At 57.9% G+C, this 20,336-nt stretch carries 18 protein-coding genes; 12 read left to right on the top strand and 6 right to left on the bottom strand.

Annotated elements, in window-relative coordinates; genetic code table 11:
• Nucleotides 1–235, top strand: a 235-nt coding sequence (locus DXXMK7_RS17880) for a transposase (protein WP_371206084.1), incomplete at its 5' end; no start/stop codon positions are given.
• Nucleotides 236–533: 298 nt separating this feature from the next.
• Here DXXMK7_RS17880 and leuD read toward each other — a convergent pair.
• The 5 genes from leuD to leuL form a co-directional block, all read right to left on the bottom strand.
• On the bottom strand, nt 534–1,136 hold the full coding sequence (gene leuD, locus DXXMK7_RS17875; RefSeq protein WP_038920236.1) for a 3-isopropylmalate dehydratase small subunit: 603 nt from the start codon (nt 1,134–1,136) through the stop codon (nt 534–536).
• A 12-nt stretch (nt 1,137–1,148) separates the two neighbouring features.
• Entirely contained in the window at nt 1,149–2,549 is a 1,401-nt protein-coding gene (gene leuC, locus DXXMK7_RS17870; protein ID WP_038920235.1) for a 3-isopropylmalate dehydratase large subunit, read from the bottom strand.
• Nucleotides 2,550–2,551: 2 nt separating this feature from the next.
• Complete coding sequence (leuB, locus tag DXXMK7_RS17865; RefSeq protein ID WP_038920234.1) at nt 2,552–3,643, bottom strand: 3-isopropylmalate dehydrogenase; 1,092 nt, start codon at nt 3,641–3,643, stop codon at nt 2,552–2,554.
• A complete protein-coding gene (gene leuA, locus DXXMK7_RS17860) occupies nt 3,643–5,217 on the bottom strand; it encodes a 2-isopropylmalate synthase (protein WP_038920233.1) in 1,575 nt (524 codons plus the stop codon). The genes leuB and leuA overlap by 1 nt, the downstream gene beginning before the upstream one ends.
• Nucleotides 5,218–5,313: 96 nt before the next feature.
• On the bottom strand, nt 5,314–5,397 hold the full coding sequence (leuL, locus tag DXXMK7_RS23300) for a leu operon leader peptide (RefSeq protein ID WP_107760451.1): 84 nt from the start codon (nt 5,395–5,397) through the stop codon (nt 5,314–5,316).
• Nucleotides 5,398–5,627: 230 nt separating this feature from the next.
• On the opposite strand from leuL, the gene DXXMK7_RS17855 reads away from it, so the two are divergent.
• The 4 genes from DXXMK7_RS17855 (at nt 5,628) to cra (ending at nt 11,299) form a co-directional block, all read left to right on the top strand.
• Entirely contained in the window at nt 5,628–7,433 is a 1,806-nt protein-coding gene (locus tag DXXMK7_RS17855; RefSeq protein ID WP_038920232.1) for a long-chain fatty acid--CoA ligase, read from the top strand.
• Nucleotides 7,434–7,838: 405 nt separating this feature from the next.
• Entirely contained in the window at nt 7,839–9,557 is a 1,719-nt protein-coding gene (ilvI, locus tag DXXMK7_RS17850) for an acetolactate synthase 3 large subunit (protein ID WP_038920231.1), read from the top strand.
• A 2-nt stretch (nt 9,558–9,559) separates the two neighbouring features.
• Nucleotides 9,560–10,051, top strand: coding sequence for an acetolactate synthase small subunit (gene ilvN, locus DXXMK7_RS17845; protein ID WP_013319477.1), 492 nt, complete (start codon nt 9,560–9,562; stop codon nt 10,049–10,051).
• 243 nt (nt 10,052–10,294) lie between these two features.
• Nucleotides 10,295–11,299, top strand: a complete 1,005-nt coding sequence (gene cra / locus DXXMK7_RS17840) for a catabolite repressor/activator (RefSeq protein ID WP_038920230.1) — start codon at nt 10,295–10,297, stop codon at nt 11,297–11,299.
• A gap of 293 nt (nt 11,300–11,592) precedes the next feature.
• On the opposite strand, the gene DXXMK7_RS17835 is transcribed toward cra, so the two are convergent.
• Nucleotides 11,593–12,054: an L-alanine exporter AlaE gene (locus DXXMK7_RS17835; RefSeq protein WP_038920229.1), complete on the bottom strand. Its 462-nt coding sequence runs from the start codon at nt 12,052–12,054 to the stop codon at nt 11,593–11,595.
• 866 nt (nt 12,055–12,920) lie between these two features.
• Between DXXMK7_RS17835 and mraZ the strand changes: the two genes are divergently transcribed.
• Genes mraZ through mraY form a run of 7 tightly spaced genes read left to right on the top strand, consistent with a single transcriptional unit; the run spans nt 12,921 to nt 20,334 of the window.
• Entirely contained in the window at nt 12,921–13,379 is a 459-nt protein-coding gene (mraZ, locus tag DXXMK7_RS17830) for a division/cell wall cluster transcriptional repressor MraZ (RefSeq protein WP_012768364.1), read from the top strand.
• Between the two features lie 2 nt (nt 13,380–13,381).
• Nucleotides 13,382–14,323: a 16S rRNA (cytosine(1402)-N(4))-methyltransferase RsmH gene (gene rsmH, locus DXXMK7_RS17825; protein WP_038665692.1), complete on the top strand. Its 942-nt coding sequence runs from the start codon at nt 13,382–13,384 to the stop codon at nt 14,321–14,323.
• Entirely contained in the window at nt 14,320–14,643 is a 324-nt protein-coding gene (gene ftsL / locus DXXMK7_RS17820) for a cell division protein FtsL (RefSeq protein WP_013319471.1), read from the top strand. The genes rsmH and ftsL overlap by 4 nt, the downstream gene beginning before the upstream one ends.
• 22 nt (nt 14,644–14,665) lie before the next feature.
• Nucleotides 14,666–16,429, top strand: coding sequence for a peptidoglycan glycosyltransferase FtsI (locus DXXMK7_RS17815; RefSeq protein ID WP_038665695.1), 1,764 nt, complete (start codon nt 14,666–14,668; stop codon nt 16,427–16,429).
• Nucleotides 16,416–17,900: a UDP-N-acetylmuramoyl-L-alanyl-D-glutamate--2,6-diaminopimelate ligase gene (gene murE / locus DXXMK7_RS17810; RefSeq protein ID WP_038920228.1), complete on the top strand. Its 1,485-nt coding sequence runs from the start codon at nt 16,416–16,418 to the stop codon at nt 17,898–17,900. The genes DXXMK7_RS17815 and murE overlap by 14 nt, the downstream gene beginning before the upstream one ends.
• Entirely contained in the window at nt 17,897–19,258 is a 1,362-nt protein-coding gene (gene murF, locus DXXMK7_RS17805; RefSeq protein ID WP_038920227.1) for a UDP-N-acetylmuramoyl-tripeptide--D-alanyl-D-alanine ligase, read from the top strand. The genes murE and murF overlap by 4 nt, the downstream gene beginning before the upstream one ends.
• A complete protein-coding gene (mraY, locus tag DXXMK7_RS17800) occupies nt 19,252–20,334 on the top strand; it encodes a phospho-N-acetylmuramoyl-pentapeptide-transferase (RefSeq protein ID WP_038665704.1) in 1,083 nt (360 codons plus the stop codon). Before murF ends, mraY begins: the two co-directional genes overlap by 7 nt.
• The last annotated feature ends 2 nt before the right edge of the window (nt 20,335–20,336 follow it).

The raw sequence follows: 20,336 nt of genomic DNA, 5'->3' as shown, positions 1-20,336 counted from the left end.
GGCCAGGTTGTCGAAAATAGGGCCGCCCGCGATGCGGGCAAAGCTGTATATGGGAGCCATAGCCGCCATCAGTCACAATCGTCATGTAAAAGCGCAATACGAGCGACTTTTGCTGAAAGGCAAGGCGAAGATGTTGGCGGTAGGCGCGGCGATGAGGAAACTGGTCCATCTGTGTTATGGCGTGCTGCATACGCAGCAGCGGTATGACAAGAATTATGGGGTGGTAGTCAGTTGAAATACTTGACTGGCAACACGGTTACTCAAACGCCGCCTCTCCTTGACCACTGGCTGGGGGCTAAACTGTGGCGCTGCGCGCTACCTTCGGCGTTCGCCTTCGCTTTTCGGGCCGCCCGTGACGCGCTCCCGGCGCGGCACGGGCTTTCGCGACGTCCTGTCGCTCACCCGGCGAAGTCGTCCACCTCAGCACAGTTTTTGACGCCGAAAACCTCTTCACCTTGCACTTACGTGGTTTGTCTGTAATCAAAAACCCACCGAAGTGGGCTTTGTGCGTGTTGTCAAACGGCGAGGCCGAATTAACGCAGGAATGCCGGTTGTTGCTGCTCGTAGCGGGAGATGGCCGCTTCGTGCTGCAGCGTCAGGCCGATGCTGTCCAACCCGTTGATCATGCAGTGACGGCGGAAGCTGTCGATATCGAACGAGTAGGTTTTGTCGCCCGCGTTCACCTGCTGCGCTTCCAGATCCACCGTGAAGGTGATGCCTTCGTGGCTCGCCACCAGTTTGAACAGGGAGTCGATATCGGATTCGCTCAGTTTGACCGGCAACAGCTGATTGTTGAATGAGTTGCCGTAAAAAATGTCGGCGAAGCTGGGGGCGATCACCACCCTGAAACCGTAATCGGTCAGCGCCCACGGCGCGTGCTCGCGGGAAGAACCGCAGCCGAAGTTCTCGCGCGCCAGCAGGATGCTGGCGCCTTTGTAGCGCGGCTGGTTCAGCACGAAATCCGGGTTGGGCTGCTGGCCCGCGTCATCCAGAAAACGCCAGTCGTGAAACAGATGCTGACCGAAACCGGTGCGGGTCACCTTTTGCAGAAACTGCTTCGGGATAATCGCGTCGGTATCGACGTTGGCGGCATCCAGCGGCACCACCAAACCAGTGTGTTGGGTAAATTTAGCCATGGATTGCCTCTCTTAATTCAGTTCACGAATGTCTGCGAAACGACCGGTAACCGCCGCCGCCGCCGCCATAGCCGGGCTAACCAGATGGGTGCGGCCGCCGCGGCCCTGACGCCCTTCAAAGTTGCGGTTGCTGGTGGAGGCGCAACGCTCGCCCGGATTCAGGCGGTCGTTGTTCATCGCCAGACACATGGAGCAGCCGGGCAGACGCCATTCGAAGCCGGCATCCAGAAAGATTTTATCCAGACCTTCTTCTTCCGCCTGCGCCTTGACCGGACCGGAGCCGGGGACGACATACGCCTGCACGCCGGCGGCCACTTTACGGCCTTTGGCGATGGCGGCGGCAGCGCGCAGATCTTCGATACGAGAGTTGGTGCAGGAACCGATGAATACTTTGTCGATCGCCACTTCCGTCAGTTTCACGCCCGGCTGCAGGCCCATATAAGCCAGCGCTTTTTCCGCCGAGGCGCGCTCCACCGGGTCGCTAAAGGATTCCGGCGCCGGGATGATTTGATCGACGGCGATCACCTGACCGGGGTTGGTGCCCCAGGTCACCTGCGGGGCGATATCGGCGGCGTTCAGCATCACTACTGCGTCGTAATGCGCGTCGGCATCGGAGCGCAGGGTTTTCCAGTATTCCACCGCCGCGTCCCAGTCGCTGCCGGTGGGCGCGAACTGGCGGCCTTTCAGGTAAGCGAAGGTGGTGTCGTCCGGCGCTACCAGACCGGCTTTGGCGCCCATTTCGATCGCCATGTTGCACAGGGTCATGCGGCCTTCCATGCTCAGCGCTTCAATCGCCTTGCCGGTGAATTCCACCACATGGCCGGTGCCGCCGGCGCTGCCGGTTTTACCGATGATCGCCAGCACGATGTCTTTGGCGGTGATGCCGGTGGCGGCGTCGCCGGCGACATCAATCTTCATGGTTTTGGCGCGGCCCTGTTTCAGGGTTTGCGTCGCCAGCACATGCTCTACTTCCGAGGTGCCGATGCCGAACGCCAACGAGCCGAACGCGCCGTGGGTGGCGGTGTGGGAGTCGCCGCAGACGATGGTCATGCCCGGCAGCGTCATGCCTTGCTCCGGCCCGATAACGTGCACGATGCCCTGGAACGGGTGATTCAGGTCGTAAAGCTGCACGCCGAACTCGGCGCAGTTCTTGATCAGTTCCTGCATCTGGATGCGGGCCATCTCGCCGCTGGCGTTGATGTCGCGGGTCTGGGTGGACACGTTGTGGTCCATGGTGGCGAAGGTTTTGCCCGGCTGACGGACTTTGCGGCCCATGGCGCGCAGGCCGTCGAACGCCTGCGGCGAAGTCACTTCATGCACCAGATGACGGTCGATATACAGCAACGGGGTTTCATTCGGCGCCTCGTGCACCAGGTGCGCGTCGAACAGTTTCTGATATAAGGTCTTACCCATGATTAGGCCCCTTCTGCTACAAATCGGGCGATGGCGTCGCCCATTTCATCGGTGGTGACGGCGTTGCCGCCGCTGACCAGATCGCCGGTACGGTAACCTTCGGCCAGCGCCTGATTGACCGCCTGCTCAATGGCGGTGGCGGCGTCATCAGCCCCCAGGCTGTAGCGCAGCAGCAGCGCGGCGGACAGGATCTGGGCGATCGGGTTGGCGATGTTCTTGCCGGCGATGTCCGGCGCGGAACCGCCTGCCGGCTCGTACAGGCCGAAACCTTGTTCATTCAGGCTGGCGGACGGCAACATGCCCATCGAACCGGTGATCATCGCGCACTCGTCGGACAGGATGTCGCCGAACAGGTTGGAGCACAGCAGCACGTCAAACTGAGACGGATCCTTGATCAACTGCATGGTAGCGTTGTCGATGTACAGATGGTTCAGACGGACATCCGGGTAGTCGCGGGCGATCTCGCTGACGATTTCGCGCCACAGGATCGAGCTTTGCAGTACGTTGGCCTTGTCGATGGAGGTGACGATGCTGCGGCGTTTGCGCGCGGACTCAAAAGCGATGCGGGCAATACGCTCGATTTCGAAACGGTGATACACCTCGGTGTCAAAGGCGCGTTCGTACATGCCGCTGCCTTCGCGGCCTTTCGGCTGACCAAAGTAGATGCCGCCGGTCAGTTCACGCACGCACAGGATGTCAAAGCCGTTGGCGGCGATGTCGCTACGCAGCGGACAGAAGGCTTCCAGCCCCTGATACAGGCGCGCCGGGCGCAGGTTGCTGAACAGACGGAAGTGTTTGCGCAGCGGCAGCAGCGCTCCACGCTCCGGTTGTTCCGCCGGCGGCAGGTGTTCCCATTTCGGGCCGCCGACCGAACCGAACAGAATGGCGTCCGCCTGCTCGCAACCTTCAACCGTGCCCTGCGGCAGCGGCGTGCCCTGACGGTCGATGGCGATGCCGCCCACGTCGTATTCGCTGGTGGTGATGCGCAGACCAAAACGCTGGCGAACCGCATCCAATACTTTATACGCCTGAGTCATTACTTCCGGGCCGATGCCGTCACCGGGTAAGACGGCAATATGGTAACTCTTGCTCATCACACTGTTTCCTGACTGTTGTGTTTGTTGTGTTGCTGCAAACGCTGCACTTCTTTTTCAACCAGTTGCGCGCGTTTGATGTTGTTTAATACGTTAACCATCGCGTTGGCGGAGGATTCCACGATATCGGTCGCCAGACCCACGCCGTGGAAACGGCGTCCCTGATATTCCACCACGATGTCCACCTGACCGAGCGCTTCTTTACCCTGTCCCTTGGCGGACAACTGGTATTTGACCAGCGTAATCGGGTAGCCGGTGATACGGTTGATGGCCTGGTACACGGCGTCTACCGGGCCGTTGCCGGTAGCGGCTTCGGACAGTGTCTCTTCGCCGCATGACAATTTGACGGACGCGGTCGCCATCACGCTGGAGCCGGACTGAACGCTGAAGTAGTCCAGACGATAGAACTCGGTGCTTTCCTGCTGACTATTAATGAACGCCAGCGCTTCCAGGTCATAATCGAACACCTGGCCTTTCTTGTCGGCCAGCTTGAGGAAGTCGGCGTACAGGGTATCCAGATTGTAGTCGCCTTCTTTATAGCCCATCTCTTCCATGCGGTGTTTGACCGCGGCGCGACCGGAACGGGAAGTCAGGTTCAACTGCACTTCTTTCAGGCCGATGGATTCCGGCGTCATGATTTCGTAGTTTTCGCGGTTCTTCAGCACGCCGTCCTGATGGATGCCGGAAGAGTGAGCGAAGGCGTTGGAACCCACCACCGCCTTGTTGGCCGGGATCGGCATGTTGCAGATCTGGCTGACTGTCTGGCTGGTGCGGTAGATTTCCTGATGATTGATGCCGGTGTGCAGGTTCATCAACTGGCTGCGCACTTTGATCGCCATAATCACTTCTTCCAGCGAGCAGTTGCCGGCGCGTTCGCCGATACCGTTCAGCGTGCCTTCCACCTGACGTGCGCCTGCGTGTACCGCCGCCATAGCGTTGCCCACCGCCAGGCCGAGATCGTCGTGGGTGTGCACGGAAATGATGGCTTTATCGATGTTGGGAACGCGCTGATACAAGGAAGCGATGATGTTGCCGAATTCGTGGGGCAGGGTGTAACCGACGGTGTCCGGGATGTTGATGGTGCGGGCGCCGGCGTTGATCGCGGCTTCCACTACCCGGCTCAAATCTTCGATCGGGGTGCGGCCGGCGTCTTCGCAGGAGAACTCCACGTCGTCGGTGTAGTTGCGGGCGCGTTTGATCATGTAGGTCGCGCGTTCAATCACCTCATCCAGCGTGCTGCGCAGCTTGGTGGCGATATGCATCGGCGAGGTGGCGATAAAGGTGTGGATGCGGAATGCCTCGGCGACGCGCAAGGATTCGGCGGCGACATCGATATCTTTCTCGACGCAGCGGGCGAGGGCGCAGACGCGGCTATTCTTGATATTGCGGGCGATGGTCTGTACGGATTCGAAATCGCCGGGGGAGGACACCGGAAAACCCACTTCCATCACGTCGACGCCCATTCTTTCCAGCGCCAGCGCGATCTGGAGTTTTTCCTTCACACTCAGGCTGGCCTGCAGCGCTTGCTCACCGTCACGCAACGTCGTATCGAAAATAATAACTTGTTGGTTCATCGGTCTGGTTCCTTTGTTCTGTTTGCTTGGGCGCCCGGCGAGTAAAAAAAAACCCGCGCAACGGCGCGGGTTTTTTATATGAGGTGTGACGTGAAATCAGCTCTGGATTTCGCCCACCGGCATACCGCGCACGTGAGATGCGTTTAGTAGTAGGCCTAGTAGCTGAGCGAAGTTAAACATGCTGTTTCGTTGTCCAAATCGATTAAAAATTCAGTTCTGCTTTTATTGGTACTTGATTCCCGCATTGATGTCAACCTCGGGATCGCATACGGTAGCCGTATCCGGTGTGTTTTACCCGTCACATTCCCGGCTGAAAAGCGGCGGAAAGCGCTTTGAGGCTGTTGATGGGCGCGGTAGACTGCCTGCCCAATTTTTACGCCCATTTTTGAGATTGCCAGGCTCGCACGCGCATGAAGACGAATTCACTCTCGCACTACCATCTGGTTCACCGTATTCAGCAGCAAATTGCTCAGCGCCCTAACGCGCTGGCGTTTCGCGAATGGGCGCCTGAACAGGAACAGCAGCTCGACTGGCACCAGGTAGGCGAGCGTATCCGCCGCATTGCCTGCGGCTTGCTGGGGCTGGGCGTTGATGTTCAGGAACGGGTGGCGATCTTTTCCGACAACGCCATCACCTGGTCGCTGGCGGATCTGGCGTTGCTGCACCTGCGGGCGATTACCGTACCGCTGTATGCCACCAGCGCGGCGTCGCAGGCGTCGTTCATTCTGAATGACGCGGATATCTGTACCGTTTTTGTCGGCGGTCAGGCGCAGTTTGATCTGCTGATGTCGCTGCGCGACAGCTGTCCGCAACTGCGCACCATTATTCTGCTGGATGAGCAGATTCGCCGTCGCGGTTGCGACATCGCGGTATCGCTGGAGGAATTTGAAGCGCAGGCGGAGTTGTCGGTGTGGGAGCCGGTGCTGCGCCAACGGGTGGCCGATCGGGACCTGAGCGATCTGTTTACGTTGATCTACACCTCCGGCACCACCGGCGAGCCCAAAGGGGTGATGCTGGATTATGCCAACATGGCGACCCAACTGGTGCTGCATGATGGGCGGCTGCAGACGAGCGAACAGGACGTATCGCTGTGCTTTTTACCGTTGTCGCATGTCTTCGAACGCGCCTGGAGCTTCTTCATCATGCACCGCGGCGCGCAGAACGTGTACCTGCGCGACACCGATCAGGTCCGTGCGGCGATGGCGGCGGTCAGCCCTACCGTTATGTGCGCGGTGCCGCGTTTCTACGAGAAAGTGTTCAGCGCCATCCATGAGAAAGTGGCGCAGGCGCCGTGGCACCGGCGCACGTTGTTTCACTGGGGGATCGCCCAGGGCCATAAACGGTTTTTACGCCGGCAGGATGGGAAACGCGCCGGAGTGTGGAACGCGCTGACGTATCGTCTTGCCGATCGGCTGGTGCTGTCGCGTCTGCGCCAGTTGCTGGGAGGAAAGGTCCGTTTTCTGCCGGCGGCGGGTGCGCGTCTGGATGACAATATCATCGCCTTTTTCCAGGCGATGGGCGTCCGTATCGTTTATGGTTACGGCCTGACGGAGACCTGCGCCACCGTGTCCTGTTGGGAAGCCGACCACTACCGGTTGGGGTCGGTCGGGACGCCGCTGCCGGGCATCGATGTGCGCATCGGCGAACAAAATGAAATCCAGGTGCGCGGCGCCACCGTGATGCGCGGCTACTATCGCCGCCCACAGGATACGGAAGCCGCCTTTACGCCGGATGGCTGGTTCAAAACCGGCGATGTGGGCGAGGTGGACGCCAATGGCAACCTGTTCATCACCGAACGCCTTAAGGATCTGATGAAAACCTCGGGCGGCAAATACATTGCGCCGCAACATCTGGAAGGCGCGTTGGGACAGGATCGCTTCATTGAACAGGTGGCGGTGATCGCCGACGCCCGCAAGTACGTCTCCGCGCTGATCGTCCCTTGCTTTGAGGCGCTGGAGGAGTACGCCCGCTCGATCAATCTGGGGTATCAGGATCGATTGGAGCTGTTGCGCCACAACCATATCCTGTCGCTGTTTGAACAGCGGTTGCGCGATGTGCAAAAAGAGTTCGCGCGTTTTGAACAGGTGAAGAAATTTACCCTGCTGCCTGCGCCGTTTAGTCAGGAAGAGGGCGAACTGACCCCGACATTAAAACTCCGCCGCAAGGTCATTCATCAGCGTTATCAGCTGGAAATCGAGGCCATGTACGCCGACTAGCAGACGTATCGGTGGCAAATCATCGCGCTGCATCGCAATTTTATCGTCAATATTTCACTCTGTAATGCCTGACCACGGCGGGATATTTTTTAACGCTGTGGTCACTCCCCAGCGTTTTATCTCTTTGCTCTCTCTTTTAACAGTTGATTTACCATAATCGCGTCACTCCCAGCGGCGGCGCGGCGTTTGCCTGCTTCATAATCCGGCGTTATGTTAATAAGTTATATGTAAAAACCCGGGCGGTGTTGGGCGATGAGGCCGGCGTGTGATTGGAAACCGAATCCCCGCTTTGCGTCTTCATTCACCAGACGCCGTCTCAATGAGCACGGGGTGTTCCCTGTCAATACAGAAGCGACCCGCTATCTGAACAATTCGCATCTGAACAATAAAATAAGAGGCAAACCCATGGAGATGTTGTCAGGCGCCGAGATGGTGATTCGATCGCTGATCGATCAGGGCGTAAAACATGTGTTCGGCTATCCGGGCGGCGCGGTGCTGGATATTTATGATGCGCTGCACACCGTCGGCGGCATAGAACACATTCTGGTGCGCCACGAGCAGGGCGCGGTGCATATGGCCGACGGTTACGCCAGAGCGACCGGCGAAGTGGGCGTGGTGCTGGTCACCTCCGGCCCGGGCGCCACCAACGCCATTACCGGCATCGCCACGGCGTATATGGATTCCATTCCGCTGGTGGTGATTTCCGGTCAGGTCGCCACCTCGCTGATTGGCTATGACGCCTTTCAGGAGTGCGACATGGTGGGGATTTCCCGCCCGGTGGTGAAGCACAGCTATCTGGTCAAACAGACCGAAGACATTCCCACCGTGCTGAAAAAAGCCTTCTATCTCGCGTCTACCGGCCGCCCCGGCCCGGTGGTGGTGGATTTGCCGAAAGACATTCTCAACCCGGCCAAAAAACTGCCTTATGCCTATCCCGATCAGGTCAGCCTGCGCTCCTACAACCCGACGGTGCAGGGCCATAAAGGCCAAATCAAACGCGCGTTGCAGACGTTGCTGGCCGCCGAGCGTCCGGTGATTTACAGCGGCGGCGGCGTGATCAACGCCAATTGCCATCAGGAACTGCGCGAACTGGCGGAAAAACTCAACCTGCCGGTGGCAAGCTCGCTGATGGGGCTGGGCGGTTTTCCGGGCACGCATCGCCAGAGTCTCGGTATGCTCGGCATGCACGGCACGTATGAAGCCAATATGGCGATGCACAACGCCGACGTGATTTTTGCCGTCGGGGTGCGTTTTGACGACCGAACCACCAATAACCTGACCAAGTACTGCCCGAACGCCACCATTTTGCATATCGATATCGACCCGGCGTCCATTTCCAAAACCGTGGCGGCGGATATCCCGATCGTCGGCGATGCCCGTCAGGTGCTTGGCCTGATGCTGGAACTGCTGGCGCAAGGGGAAGCGCAACAACAATTCGACGCGATGCGCGACTGGTGGCTGCGCATCGAACAGTGGCGCGCGCGTCAGTGCCTGAAATACAACACCGACGGCGACGCCATCAAACCGCAGGCGGTGATCGAAACCCTGCATCGTCTGACGGAAGGCAAGGCTTACGTGGCATCCGACGTGGGGCAGCACCAGATGTTCGCCGCGCTGTACTACCCGTTTGATTTGCCGCGCCGCTGGGTCAATTCCGGCGGCCTGGGCACTATGGGCTTCGGCCTGCCCGCCGCGCTCGGCATCAAGCTGGCGTTGCCGCAGGAAACGGTCATCTGCGTCACCGGCGACGGCAGTATCCAGATGAATATTCAGGAGTTGTCCACGGCGTTGCAGTATGACCTGCCGATTGTGGTAGTCAGCCTCAACAACCGCTTCCTCGGTATGGTGAAACAGTGGCAGGACATGATCTACTCCGGCCGTCACTCCAGTTCCTACATGGAATCCCTGCCGGATTTCGTCAAACTGGCGGAGGCTTACGGTCACGTCGGCATCACCATCGATACTCCGGATGAGCTGGAGCCGAAGCTGAAAGCGGCGCTGGAACAGAAAAACCGTCTGGTGTTCGTGGATGTGCGGGTGGACAGCAGCGAGCATGTCTATCCGATGCAGATCCGCGGCGGCGGGATGGATGAGATGTGGTTAAGCAAAACGGAGAGGACCTGATCATGCGTCGTATTTTGTCGGTATTGCTGGAGAACGAATCGGGTGCTCTGTCGCGCGTGATTGGCCTGTTTTCTCAACGCGGTTACAACATTGAAAGTCTGACCGTCGCCCCGACGGACGACCCAACCCTGTCGCGGATGACCATCCAGACGGTGGGCGACGAAAAAGTGCTGGAACAGATTGAAAAGCAACTGCACAAGCTGGTGGACGTGTTGCGGGTCAGCGAGCTGGGGCAAGGGGCCTACGTTGAACGCGAGCTGATGCTGGTCAAGCTGCAGGCTACCGGTTACGGCCGTGAAGAAGTTAAGCGCAGCGCGGAAATCTTCCGCGGGCAGATCGTCGATGTCACCGCATCGCTGTATACCGTGCAACTGGCGGGAACCAGCGAGAAGCTGGATGCGTTTCTCAATAGCGTGCGCGAAGTGGCGGAAATTGTTGAAGTCGCGCGCTCAGGCATCGTGGGCGTATCGCGCGGCGATCGCGTCATGCGCTGACGCCGTGCTGAAATTCGGCCATTTGTCTGATGGTTTGCTGATTTTCATACAGCAATACTGGCTTTTCTGATGGTAATATCTGGCCCGGCCATGACGCCGGGCTTTTCTGATCCTGATTGAAGTAAATAATAAAAGCGGTTGCCCGTCAGTGTTTTCTGCGCTTAGATCGGTATCATATCCACGGTTAATTCATGGTTATCGTTTCATTCTTTATTTTTTGTCCGGCTTATTAAGGGGTTGCCAGTGAAACTGGATGAAATCGCGCGTCTTGCTGGGGTTTCGCGTACAACGGCCAGTTACGTTATTAATGGTAAGGCGAAACAATATCGCGTCAGCGATAAGACCGTTGAGAAAGTGATGGCGGTAGTCAGGGAGCACAACTACCATCCGAACGCTGTCGCAGCCGGTCTGCGCGCCGGACGCACCCGTTCCATCGGGCTGGTTATTCCGGACCTGGAGAACACCAGTTATACCCGTATCGCCAATTATCTGGAGCGTCAGGCTCGTCAGCGCGGCTATCAATTGCTGATTGCGTGTTCTGAAGATCAACCCGATAACGAGATGCGCTGCATCGAGCATCTGCTGCAACGTCAGGTGGATGCGATTATCGTCTCAACGGCGCTGCCGCCGGAACATCCGTTTTACCAGCGCTGGGCTAATGATCCCCTGCCGGTGATCGCGCTCGATCGGGCGTTGGATCGCGAGCATTTCACCAGCGTGGTCGGCGCGGATATGGAAGACGCGGAGATGCTGGCGCAGGAGCTGCGCAAGGTGCCGGCGGAATCGGTGATGTACCTCGGCGCGCTACCGGAGTTGTCGGTCAGTTTCCTGCGCGAGCAGGGATTCCGACGCGCCTGGGAGGAAGATCCGCGTCAGGTGAATTACATCTATGCCAACAGCTATGAACGCAGCGCGGCGGCGGCGGTGTTTGAGGAATACCTGAAAACCAACCCGATGCCGCAGGCGTTGTTTACGACCTCGTTCCCGCTGCTGCAAGGGGTGATGGACGTGACGCTCAGACAGAGCGGACGCCTGCCGAACAATCTGGCTATCGCCACATTCGGCGATAATGAATTGCTGGATTTCCTGGAATGCCAGGTGTTGGCGGTGGCGCAGCGTCATCGTGAAGTGGCGGAGCGGGTGCTGGAGCTGGTGCTGGCGAGTCTGGATGAGCCGCGTAAACCGAAACCGGGTTTATACCGTATTCGTCGTAATCTCTATCGCCGCGGTTTTCTAAGCCGCCTCTGATCGTAAGCCGTTGCGGATCGCAAGTCGTTTCTGATCGGTAAGTCGTTTCTGAACGATAGCATGCGGCGCTGGAATAATTTTCTGTTCCACGCCGCATCGGATAATTCTTATTTTTTCCCCGCTTTTCTCTTCTTTTATATTTATACCCAAAATAATTCGAGTTGCAGGAAGACGGCAAGTGAGTGAATCGTGATGAGCTTACTCAGGTAAGTGATTCGGGTGAGCGAACGCAGCCAACACACCAGCAACGTGAAGTAGGACGGATATATTCCACAGCCGCTTGTTGCGCTGGATTAATGGCTGACAATTTGCGGACGAGCCGGAACGCCGACCCGGAACAGGCGACGGCAATATTCCAGAAAATAACCGTACGCCACGCCCATGAACATGGAAATTACCGCGTTGCTGGCAACCGCCTTCATGATTTGCGACGGCTCGGCGCCAATCGTCAGCAGAATGGCGGCATAAACCGGCGATTGAAAACTGACATAGGCAAACAGATCCGCCATATTTTTTCCCCAGCGTAAATCCGCGTTCAGGCGTAACGCCAGGGCGACGATGCGATCGCGATAAAGGCCGTAGGGCCAGGCAATGACGATATTGACCGGAATCGACAGCAGTCGGGAAGAGAGCGACTGCTGGAAGGTCATGCCGGACAGCAGGATTTCAATCGCCATGCCGGTCAGGAAGCAATACACCACCATAGCAACGGTATCGGCAACGATGCCACGCACGCGGGAAACGGGGGAAAACATATTGTATGGCTCCATGGTGAAGGATAATAACGTTGCTTTTGGCGTATTTTATTGGTGTTTAGTTTTGCTTTATTGCTTTATTTGTAGTCTACATAACTATTTATTGCGTTTTAACTAGCTTAAAAAACTTATTTTTGCTCGTTTTTTGTTCAATGGCGCAACTTTATGGTTGCAAATCGTCTTTTTCATTCGATTATCATGAGTTGGGTATTTAATTTTATATAAAACAACCAATTAATGAGATGCTGGCGATAGGAGGAAAAGCCGACCGGAAACGGCGTGGTTTGGAATGAAAAAGTTGCGGAACGGTAAAGTGCAAGTGAATGTGAACAATACTGGAAATAAATCCAGTTATTCTTTCTGACACTGATGAAACAGCGGGTTAATGTTTCAGACATGAATAGATAACCTGAGTTGAAGTAACCGACAGTGTGGTTCAGGTCAAAAAAATGGGATCCCGCGTCCAATAAATTCATTTTTCCCGTCATATTTTGTGCAGGCAGGAAAAATGACTTTTAAAAGTGCTTAAAAATCAGTCGATAAAAATATTTCGATATCGTATGAAGATTTAAGAAATACGTATCGAACTGTGACAGACAAAATAATATTGCACCGAATGAAAAATCCTATATCTTTATGCGCCTCCCCGAGAGCCATTAATTTTCCTTAAATAATCACAGCGTTAATCCTCATTATTTCTTCGTGGTGGTTTTTTTGCGGTTTTTTCACTCTCTGATTCGACGGGAAATAATGCCCGGGCGCATCCGTGCTGGCTTGACAAGCTTTTCATCCCCTCCGTAAACTCTCAAGAGTGGGGATTTGTGGGGCAAAGTGGTGAAAAAGGTCATGAAGGGTTAAATACTGTCATGTTTCGTGGGGCGACACTGGTCAACCTCGACAGTAAAGGACGGCTTGCCGTTCCCACCCGTTACCGGGACTTACTGAACGAGGAAGCTCAAGGGCAAATGGTATGCACCATTGACCTTCATCAGCCCTGCCTGCTGCTTTACCTGCTACCCGAATGGGAAATTATCGAACAGAAACTTTCTCGCCTGTCGAGTATGAACCCCGCTGAACGCCGTGTTCAGCGCCTGCTACTCGGGCATGCCAGCGAATGCCAGATGGATAACGCCGGAAGGATACTGATTGCATCTACGCTGCGGCAGCATGCGGGTCTTACGAAAGAAGTGATGCTGGTCGGCCAGTTCAACAAGTTTGAACTGTGGGATGAACAGACCTGGTATCGACAAGTCAAGGAAGATATTGACGCTGAGCAGTCAACTCAGGAGCCCTTATCTGAGCGGCTGCAGGACTTATCACTATAGTCATGGCAGAAACGTTTAAACACACCACCGTGTTGCTGGATGAAGCCGTCAACGGCCTGAACATTCGCAGCAACGGTATCTACATTGACGGTACGTTTGGCCGGGGTGGCCATTCCCGTCTCATTCTGTCCCGCCTTGGGCCGGAAGGCCGTTTGTTGGCCATCGATCGCGATCCGCAAGCTGTCGCGGTCGCCAATACCATTGATGATGCGCGTTTTTCCATCATTCACGGGCCTTTTTCCGAACTGGCTGAGTATGTCGACGAGCGCGGGCTAACCGGCAAAATCGACGGCATCCTGCTGGATTTGGGCGTCTCTTCGCCTCAGCTCGACGATCCCGAACGGGGATTCTCGTTTATGCGCGACGGGCCGCTGGACATGCGGATGGACCCCACTCGGGGCCTGTCAGCGGCGGAATGGCTGATGAAAGCGGAAGCGGAAGACATCGCCTGGGTGCTGAAAACCTTCGGCGAAGAGCGTTTCGCCAAGCGTATCGCGCGCGCCATTGTGGAGCGTAACCGCGTCGAACCGTTGACCCGTACCAAAGCGCTGGCGGAATTGATCGCCGCCGCCAGCCCGATTCGCGAGAAGCACAAGCATCCGGCGACCCGTTCCTTCCAGGCCATTCGTATCTATATCAACAGCGAACTGGAAGAGATCGAGCGGGCGTTGGATGGCGCGCTGCAGGTGCTGGCGCCGGAAGGACGTTTGTCGGTGATCAGCTTCCATTCGCTGGAAGACCGGATTGTGAAACGCTTTATCCGCCAGCACAGCCGGGGGCCGCAGGTGCCCGCTGGTCTGCCGCTGACGGAAGAACAACTGCGTAGCCAGGGCGGCCAGACGCTCAAGGCGGCGGGCAAGATGATGCCGCCTGATGACGAAGTGGCGGAAAATCCGCGCGCGCGCAGTTCGGTGTTGCGCTTTGCCGAGAGACTGCCGTCGTGATCGGGAACGAGCGCCATTCGCTGGGCGGCGTGATTGGCGACGATCTGCTGCGACACGGAAAACTGCCGCTGTTGCTGCTGATAGCGGTGTTGGTGTCCGCCATTCTGGTGGTGACCACCGCGCACCGCACGCGCCTGCTGACGGCGGAGCGTGAGCGGCTGTTGCTGGAACGTGATGCGCTGGATATCGAGTGGCGCAACCTGATTCTGGAAGAGAATGCCCTGGGCGATCACAGCCGCGTCGAGCAGATCGCCACCGAGAAACTGCATATGGTGCACGTTGATCCTTCACAGGAAAATATTGTGGTTAAACAACAATGAATTGACAGGTATCGCCTAAATTATGAGAGCAGCGCGACCGGGAAAATTGAAGCGTCAGGAAGAACATGCCAGCTTTGTCAGCTGGCGTTTTGCGTTGCTTTGCGGCGGTATTCTGTTGTGCATGGTCGGGTTGATGTTGCGTGCGGCGTACCTGCAGGTGATCGCGCCCGACAAGCTGGTGCGTGAAGGCGACATGCGTTCCCTGCGCGTGCAGGAGATTCCGACCGCTCGCGGCATGATCAGCGATCGCGCCGGTCGCCCGCTGGCGGTGAGCGTGCCGGTTAACGCGGTCTGGGCCGACCCGAAAGACGTCAACGATCATGGCGGCATTTCACTGGATACCCGCTGGAAGGCGCTGGCGGATGCGCTGGGAATCCCGCTGGACCAAATCGCTTCTAAGGTGAACGCCAACCCGAACGGCCGTTTTGTCTATCTTGCCCGCCAGGTGAACCCGGCGATCGGCGAATACATCCACAAACTGAAACTGCCGGGCATCAATTTGCGGCAGGAATCTCGTCGTTACTATCCTTCCGGTCAGGTAACGTCGCATCTGATTGGTTTTACCAATATTGACGGCCAGGGGATTGAAGGCATCGAGAAGAGCTTCGATCGCTGGCTGACCGGCCGCCCCGGCGAGCGTACCGTGCGTAAAGACCGCTTTGGGCGGGTCATCGAAGACATTTCCTCGGTGGACAGTCAGGCGGCGCACAACCTGATGCTCAGTATCGATGAGCGCCTGCAGGCGCTGGTGTACCGCGAGCTGAACAACGCGGTGGCGTTCAATAAGGCCGAATCGGGCACCGCCGTACTGGTGGATGTGAACACCGGCGAAGTGCTGGCGATGGCCAACAGTCCCTCCTACAACCCGAACAACCTGACCGGCACGCCGACCGACGTGATTCGTAACCGCGCCATCACCGATATTTTCGAACCCGGTTCGACCGTGAAACCGATGGTGGTGATGACGGCGCTACAGCGCAACGTGGTCAAGGAAAATGCGGTGCTCAACACGTTGCCGTATTACATCAACGGCCATGAAATCAAGGACGTGGCGCGTTATAGCGAATTGACCCTGACCGGCGTGCTGCAGAAGTCCAGTAACGTCGGCGTATCGCATCTGGCGCTGGCGATGCCGGCTTCCGCGTTGGTGGATACTTACTCCCGTTTTGGTCTGGGCAAAGCCACCAATCTGGGGCTGGTGGGGGAAAGTCTGGGTCTGTACCCCAATCGCCAACGCTGGTCGGATATCGAGCGCGCGACGTTTTCGTTTGGCTACGGCTTGATGGTGACCCCGCTGCAACTGGCGCGTGTCTACGCCACCATCGGCAGCTTCGGCATTTATCGCCCGCTATCCATCACCAAAGTCGATCCGCCGGTGCCGGGCGAGCGCGTCTTTTCCGAACAGATTGTCCGTACCGTGGTGCACATGATGGAGAGCGTGGCGTTGCCCGGAGGCGGCGGCACCAAGGCGGCGGTGAAGGGCTATCGCATCGCGATTAAAACCGGTACGGCGAAAAAGGTCGGCCCGGACGGCAAGTACATCAACAAATATATCGCCTATACCGCCGGGGTGGCGCCGGCCAGTAACCCGCGCTTTGCGCTGGTAGTGGTCATTAACGACCCGCAGGCGGGGAAATACTACGGTGGCGCGGTGTCGGCGCCGGTATTCGGGGCGATCATGGGCGGCGTACTGCGCACCATGAATATCGAACCGGATGCGTTGCCGACGGGTGAAAAAAGCGAGTTTGTAATCAACAGAAAAGAGGGTTCAGGTGACAGATCGTAACTTGCGCGATGTCCTGGCTCCGTGGGTGACCGATGCCCCGGAGCGCGCGCTGCGGGAAATGACATTAGACAGCCGCGTGGCGGCTGCCGGGGATCTGTTTGTGGCGATAGTCGGCCACAAGACGGATGGGCGGCACTATATTCCGCAGGCTATTGCGCAGGGCGTCGCGGCGGTTGTCGCACAGGCGGATGATGCCACGCCCGATGGCACCCTGACTGAAATGCACGGCGTACCGGTGATTTATCTGGGTAACCTGAACCAGCGTTTATCCGCGCTGGCAGGGCGCTTTTATCGCCAGCCATCGGCCTCGTTGCAACTGATCGGCGTTACCGGCACCAACGGCAAGACCACCACCACCCAGTTGCTGGCGCAGTGGAGTCAGGCGCTGGGCAAAACCAGCGCGGTGATGGGCACCGTCGGCAACGGCTTGCTGGGGCATGTGGTGCCGTCGGAAAACACTACCGGTTCGGCGGTGGATGTGCAGCAGATCCTGAGTCAGTTGGTGGAGCAAGGGGCGGATTTCGCTGCAATGGAAGTGTCTTCGCATGGGCTGGTGCAGCACCGGGTGGAGGCGCTGTCGTTCGCCGCCGCGGTATTTACCAACCTGAGTCGCGATCATCTTGATTATCACGGCGACATGGCGAATTACGAAGCGGCCAAATGGCGGCTGTTCGCCGAGCATCAGGTCGGGCAGAAAATCATTAACGCCGATGACGACGTTGGCCGTCGTTGGTTAAGCCGCCTGCCGGAAGCGGTGGCGGTGAGCGTGGCGGGCGAGGTCGATGCCGGCCGGGCGCACTGGCTGAAAGCCACCCGTATCGATTATCACGACAGCGGTTTCACCGTGCAATTCGACTCCAGCTGGGGCGCCGGTGAGATCAATAGCCGCCTGATGGGCGAGTTCAACGTCAGTAACCTGTTGCTGGCGCTGGCGACGCTGTTGTCGCTGGGCTATTCGCTGGAACAGCTGGTGAAGACCGGCTCTGCGCTGCAGCCGGTCTGCGGTCGAATGGAAGTTTTTCTTGCCGGCGGCCGGCCGACGGTGGTGGTGGATTACGCCCATACTCCGGACGCGCTGGAAAAAGCGCTGGCGGCGGCGCGTTTGCACTGCCGGGGCGTACTGTGGTGCGTATTCGGTTGCGGTGGCGATCGCGACAGAGGTAAGCGCCCACTAATGGGCGCGATTGCGGAACAGCTGGCGGATCGGGTGATTGTTACCGACGATAACCCGCGCAGCGAAGACCCGCAGGCGATTGTGACCGATATCCTGAGCGGATTGCTGGATGCGGGCCGGGTGCAGGTGATTGCCGGTCGGGCGGAAGCCGTCACCAGCGCGGTGATGCAGGCTGGCGCCGATGATGTGGTGCTGGTCGCAGGCAAAGGACACGAAGACTATCAGTTGGTAGGAAATGAGCGGTTGGATTATTCGGATCGCATTACTGTCGCGCGTCTGCTGGGGGTTATCGTATGATCAGCGTTTCGTTGCGGCAGTTGGCTGATGTGCTGGGCGCCCGGTTGGTGGGGGAAGACCTGATTATCAGCGAGGTGTCCACGGATACCCGTAAACTCACCGACGGCTGTCTGTTCGTCGCGTTGCGCGGGGAAAAATTTGACGCTCATGATTACGCGGCGGATGCCGTTAATCATGGGGCGGCCGCGTTATTGGTAAGTAAGCGCTTACCAATAGAAGTGCCGCAACTGGTGGTGGATGATACGCGTCTGGCGCTGGGTTCGATGGCGGGCTGGGTGCGGCAGCAAAGCCGGGCGCGCGTAGTGGCGCTGACCGGTTCATCGGGAAAAACCTCCGTCAAGGAAATGACCGCGGCGATTTTGCGTCAGTGCGGCAACGTGCTGTATACCGCCGGTAATTTCAACAACGATATCGGCGTGCCGCTGACGCTGTTCCGCCTGACGCCTGAGCATGATTACGCGGTGATTGAGCTGGGCGCCAACCATATCGGCGAGATTGCTTACACCACGGCGATGGTGCGCCCGGAAGCGGCGCTGGTGAATAACCTGGCCGCCGCTCATCTGGAAGGATTTGGTTCGCTCGAAGGCGTGGCGCAGGCTAAAGGCGAAATCTTTAGCGGCTTGCCAGCTCAGGGCGTGGCGATCCTCAATGCCGACAGCCACGATGAGGCGCGCTGGCACGATGCGCTGACCGGGAAAACCCTGTGGCGCTTTTCGCCGCAGGCGCGCGCGGGCGTCGATTTTTACGCCAGCGATGTCAGCATCAGCGAACGTGGGACCGATTTCGTGCTGCATACGCCGGCAGGCAATATCGCGGTGACCTTGCCGCTGCCGGGGCGGCATAACATCGCCAACGCGCTGGCGGCGGCGGCGCTGTCGCTGGCGGTAGGCGCGTCGCTGGCTGCGGTGAAGGCCGGACTGGCGCAATTGCAGGCTGTGCCGGGGCGGTTGTTCCCGATTGCGCTGGCGCCTGGAAAATTGCTGCTGGACGACAGTTACAACGCCAACGTCGGGTCAATGACCGCGGCGGCGCAGGTGCTGGCGGAGATGCCGGGCTACCGGGTGATGGTGGTCGGCGATATGGCCGAACTGGGCCAGAATGCGCAGGCGTGTCACCGTCAGGTGGGCGAGGCGGCCCGCAAGGCAAACATTGAGAAAGTATTGAGCGTGGGCGTGCTGAGCGCGCTTATCGGCGACGCCAGCGGCGCAGGCGAGCATTTTGACAATAAAACTGCGTTGATCGCCCGTTTGCGGGCGTTGGTGGCACAGCACAATACCATTACCGTTTTAATTAAAGGTTCACGCAGCGCTGCGATGGAACAGGTAGTACACGCATTACAGGAGAATGCCACATGTTAGTTTGGCTGGCCGAGCATCTGGTCAAGTTTTATTCCGGCTTTAACGTCTTTTCGTATTTGACGTTCCGGGCCATTGTCAGCCTGCTGACGGCGTTAATCATTTCCCTGTGGATGGGACCGCATCTGATCGCCTGGCTGCAACGCCTGCAAATCGGTCAGGTGGTGCGTAACGAAGGGCCGGAGTCCCATTTCAGCAAGCGCGGCACGCCGACTATGGGCGGGGTGATGATTCTGGCGTCGATCATTATTTCGGTGCTGTTGTGGGTCAACCTGGCTAACCCGTATGTCTGGTGCGTGCTGCTGGTGCTGGTGGGTTACGGCATCGTCGGGTTTGTGGATGACTACCGCAAGGTGGTGCGTAAGGACACCCGCGGGCTGATTGCCCGCTGGAAGTACTTCTGGCAGTCGGTACTGGCGCTGGCAGTCGCGTTTTCCATGTACGCGATTGGCAAGGATACGCCGGCGACGCAGCTGGTGGTGCCGTTCTTTAAGGACGTGATGCCGCAACTGGGCCTGATGTACATCGTGCTGGCCTACTTCGTGATTGTCGGCACCAGCAACGCCGTCAACCTCACCGATGGTCTGGACGGGTTGGCCATCATGCCGACGGTGTTTGTGGCGGTCGGTTTCGCGCTGGTGGCCTGGGCGACCGGCAACATGAATTTCGCCAGCTACCTGCACATTCCGTATATCCGGCATGCCAGCGAGCTGGTGGTGGTGTGTACCGCGATTGTCGGCGCCGGTCTCGGTTTTCTGTGGTTTAACACCTATCCGGCGCAGGTGTTTATGGGTGATGTCGGATCGCTGGCGCTGGGCGGCGCGCTGGGCACCATCGCGGTGCTGCTGCGTCAGGAGTTCCTGTTGGTAATCATGGGCGGGGTGTTTGTGGTGGAAACCCTGTCCGTGATTTTGCAGGTGGGTTCCTTCAAGCTGCGCGGCCAGCGGATTTTCCGTATGGCGCCGATCCACCATCACTACGAACTTAAGGGGTGGCCGGAGCCGCGGGTGATCGTGCGGTTCTGGATTATTTCGCTGATGCTGATGCTCATCGGTCTGGTAACGCTCAAGGTACGGTAAAA

It is taken from the genome of Dickeya sp. MK7 (genome assembly GCF_000406305.1).
GTDB classification, from domain to species: domain Bacteria; phylum Pseudomonadota; class Gammaproteobacteria; order Enterobacterales; family Enterobacteriaceae; genus Dickeya; species Dickeya fangzhongdai.
Note: the sequence above shows the minus strand (reverse complement) of the source record. Positions and strands in the feature narration are given on the sequence as shown.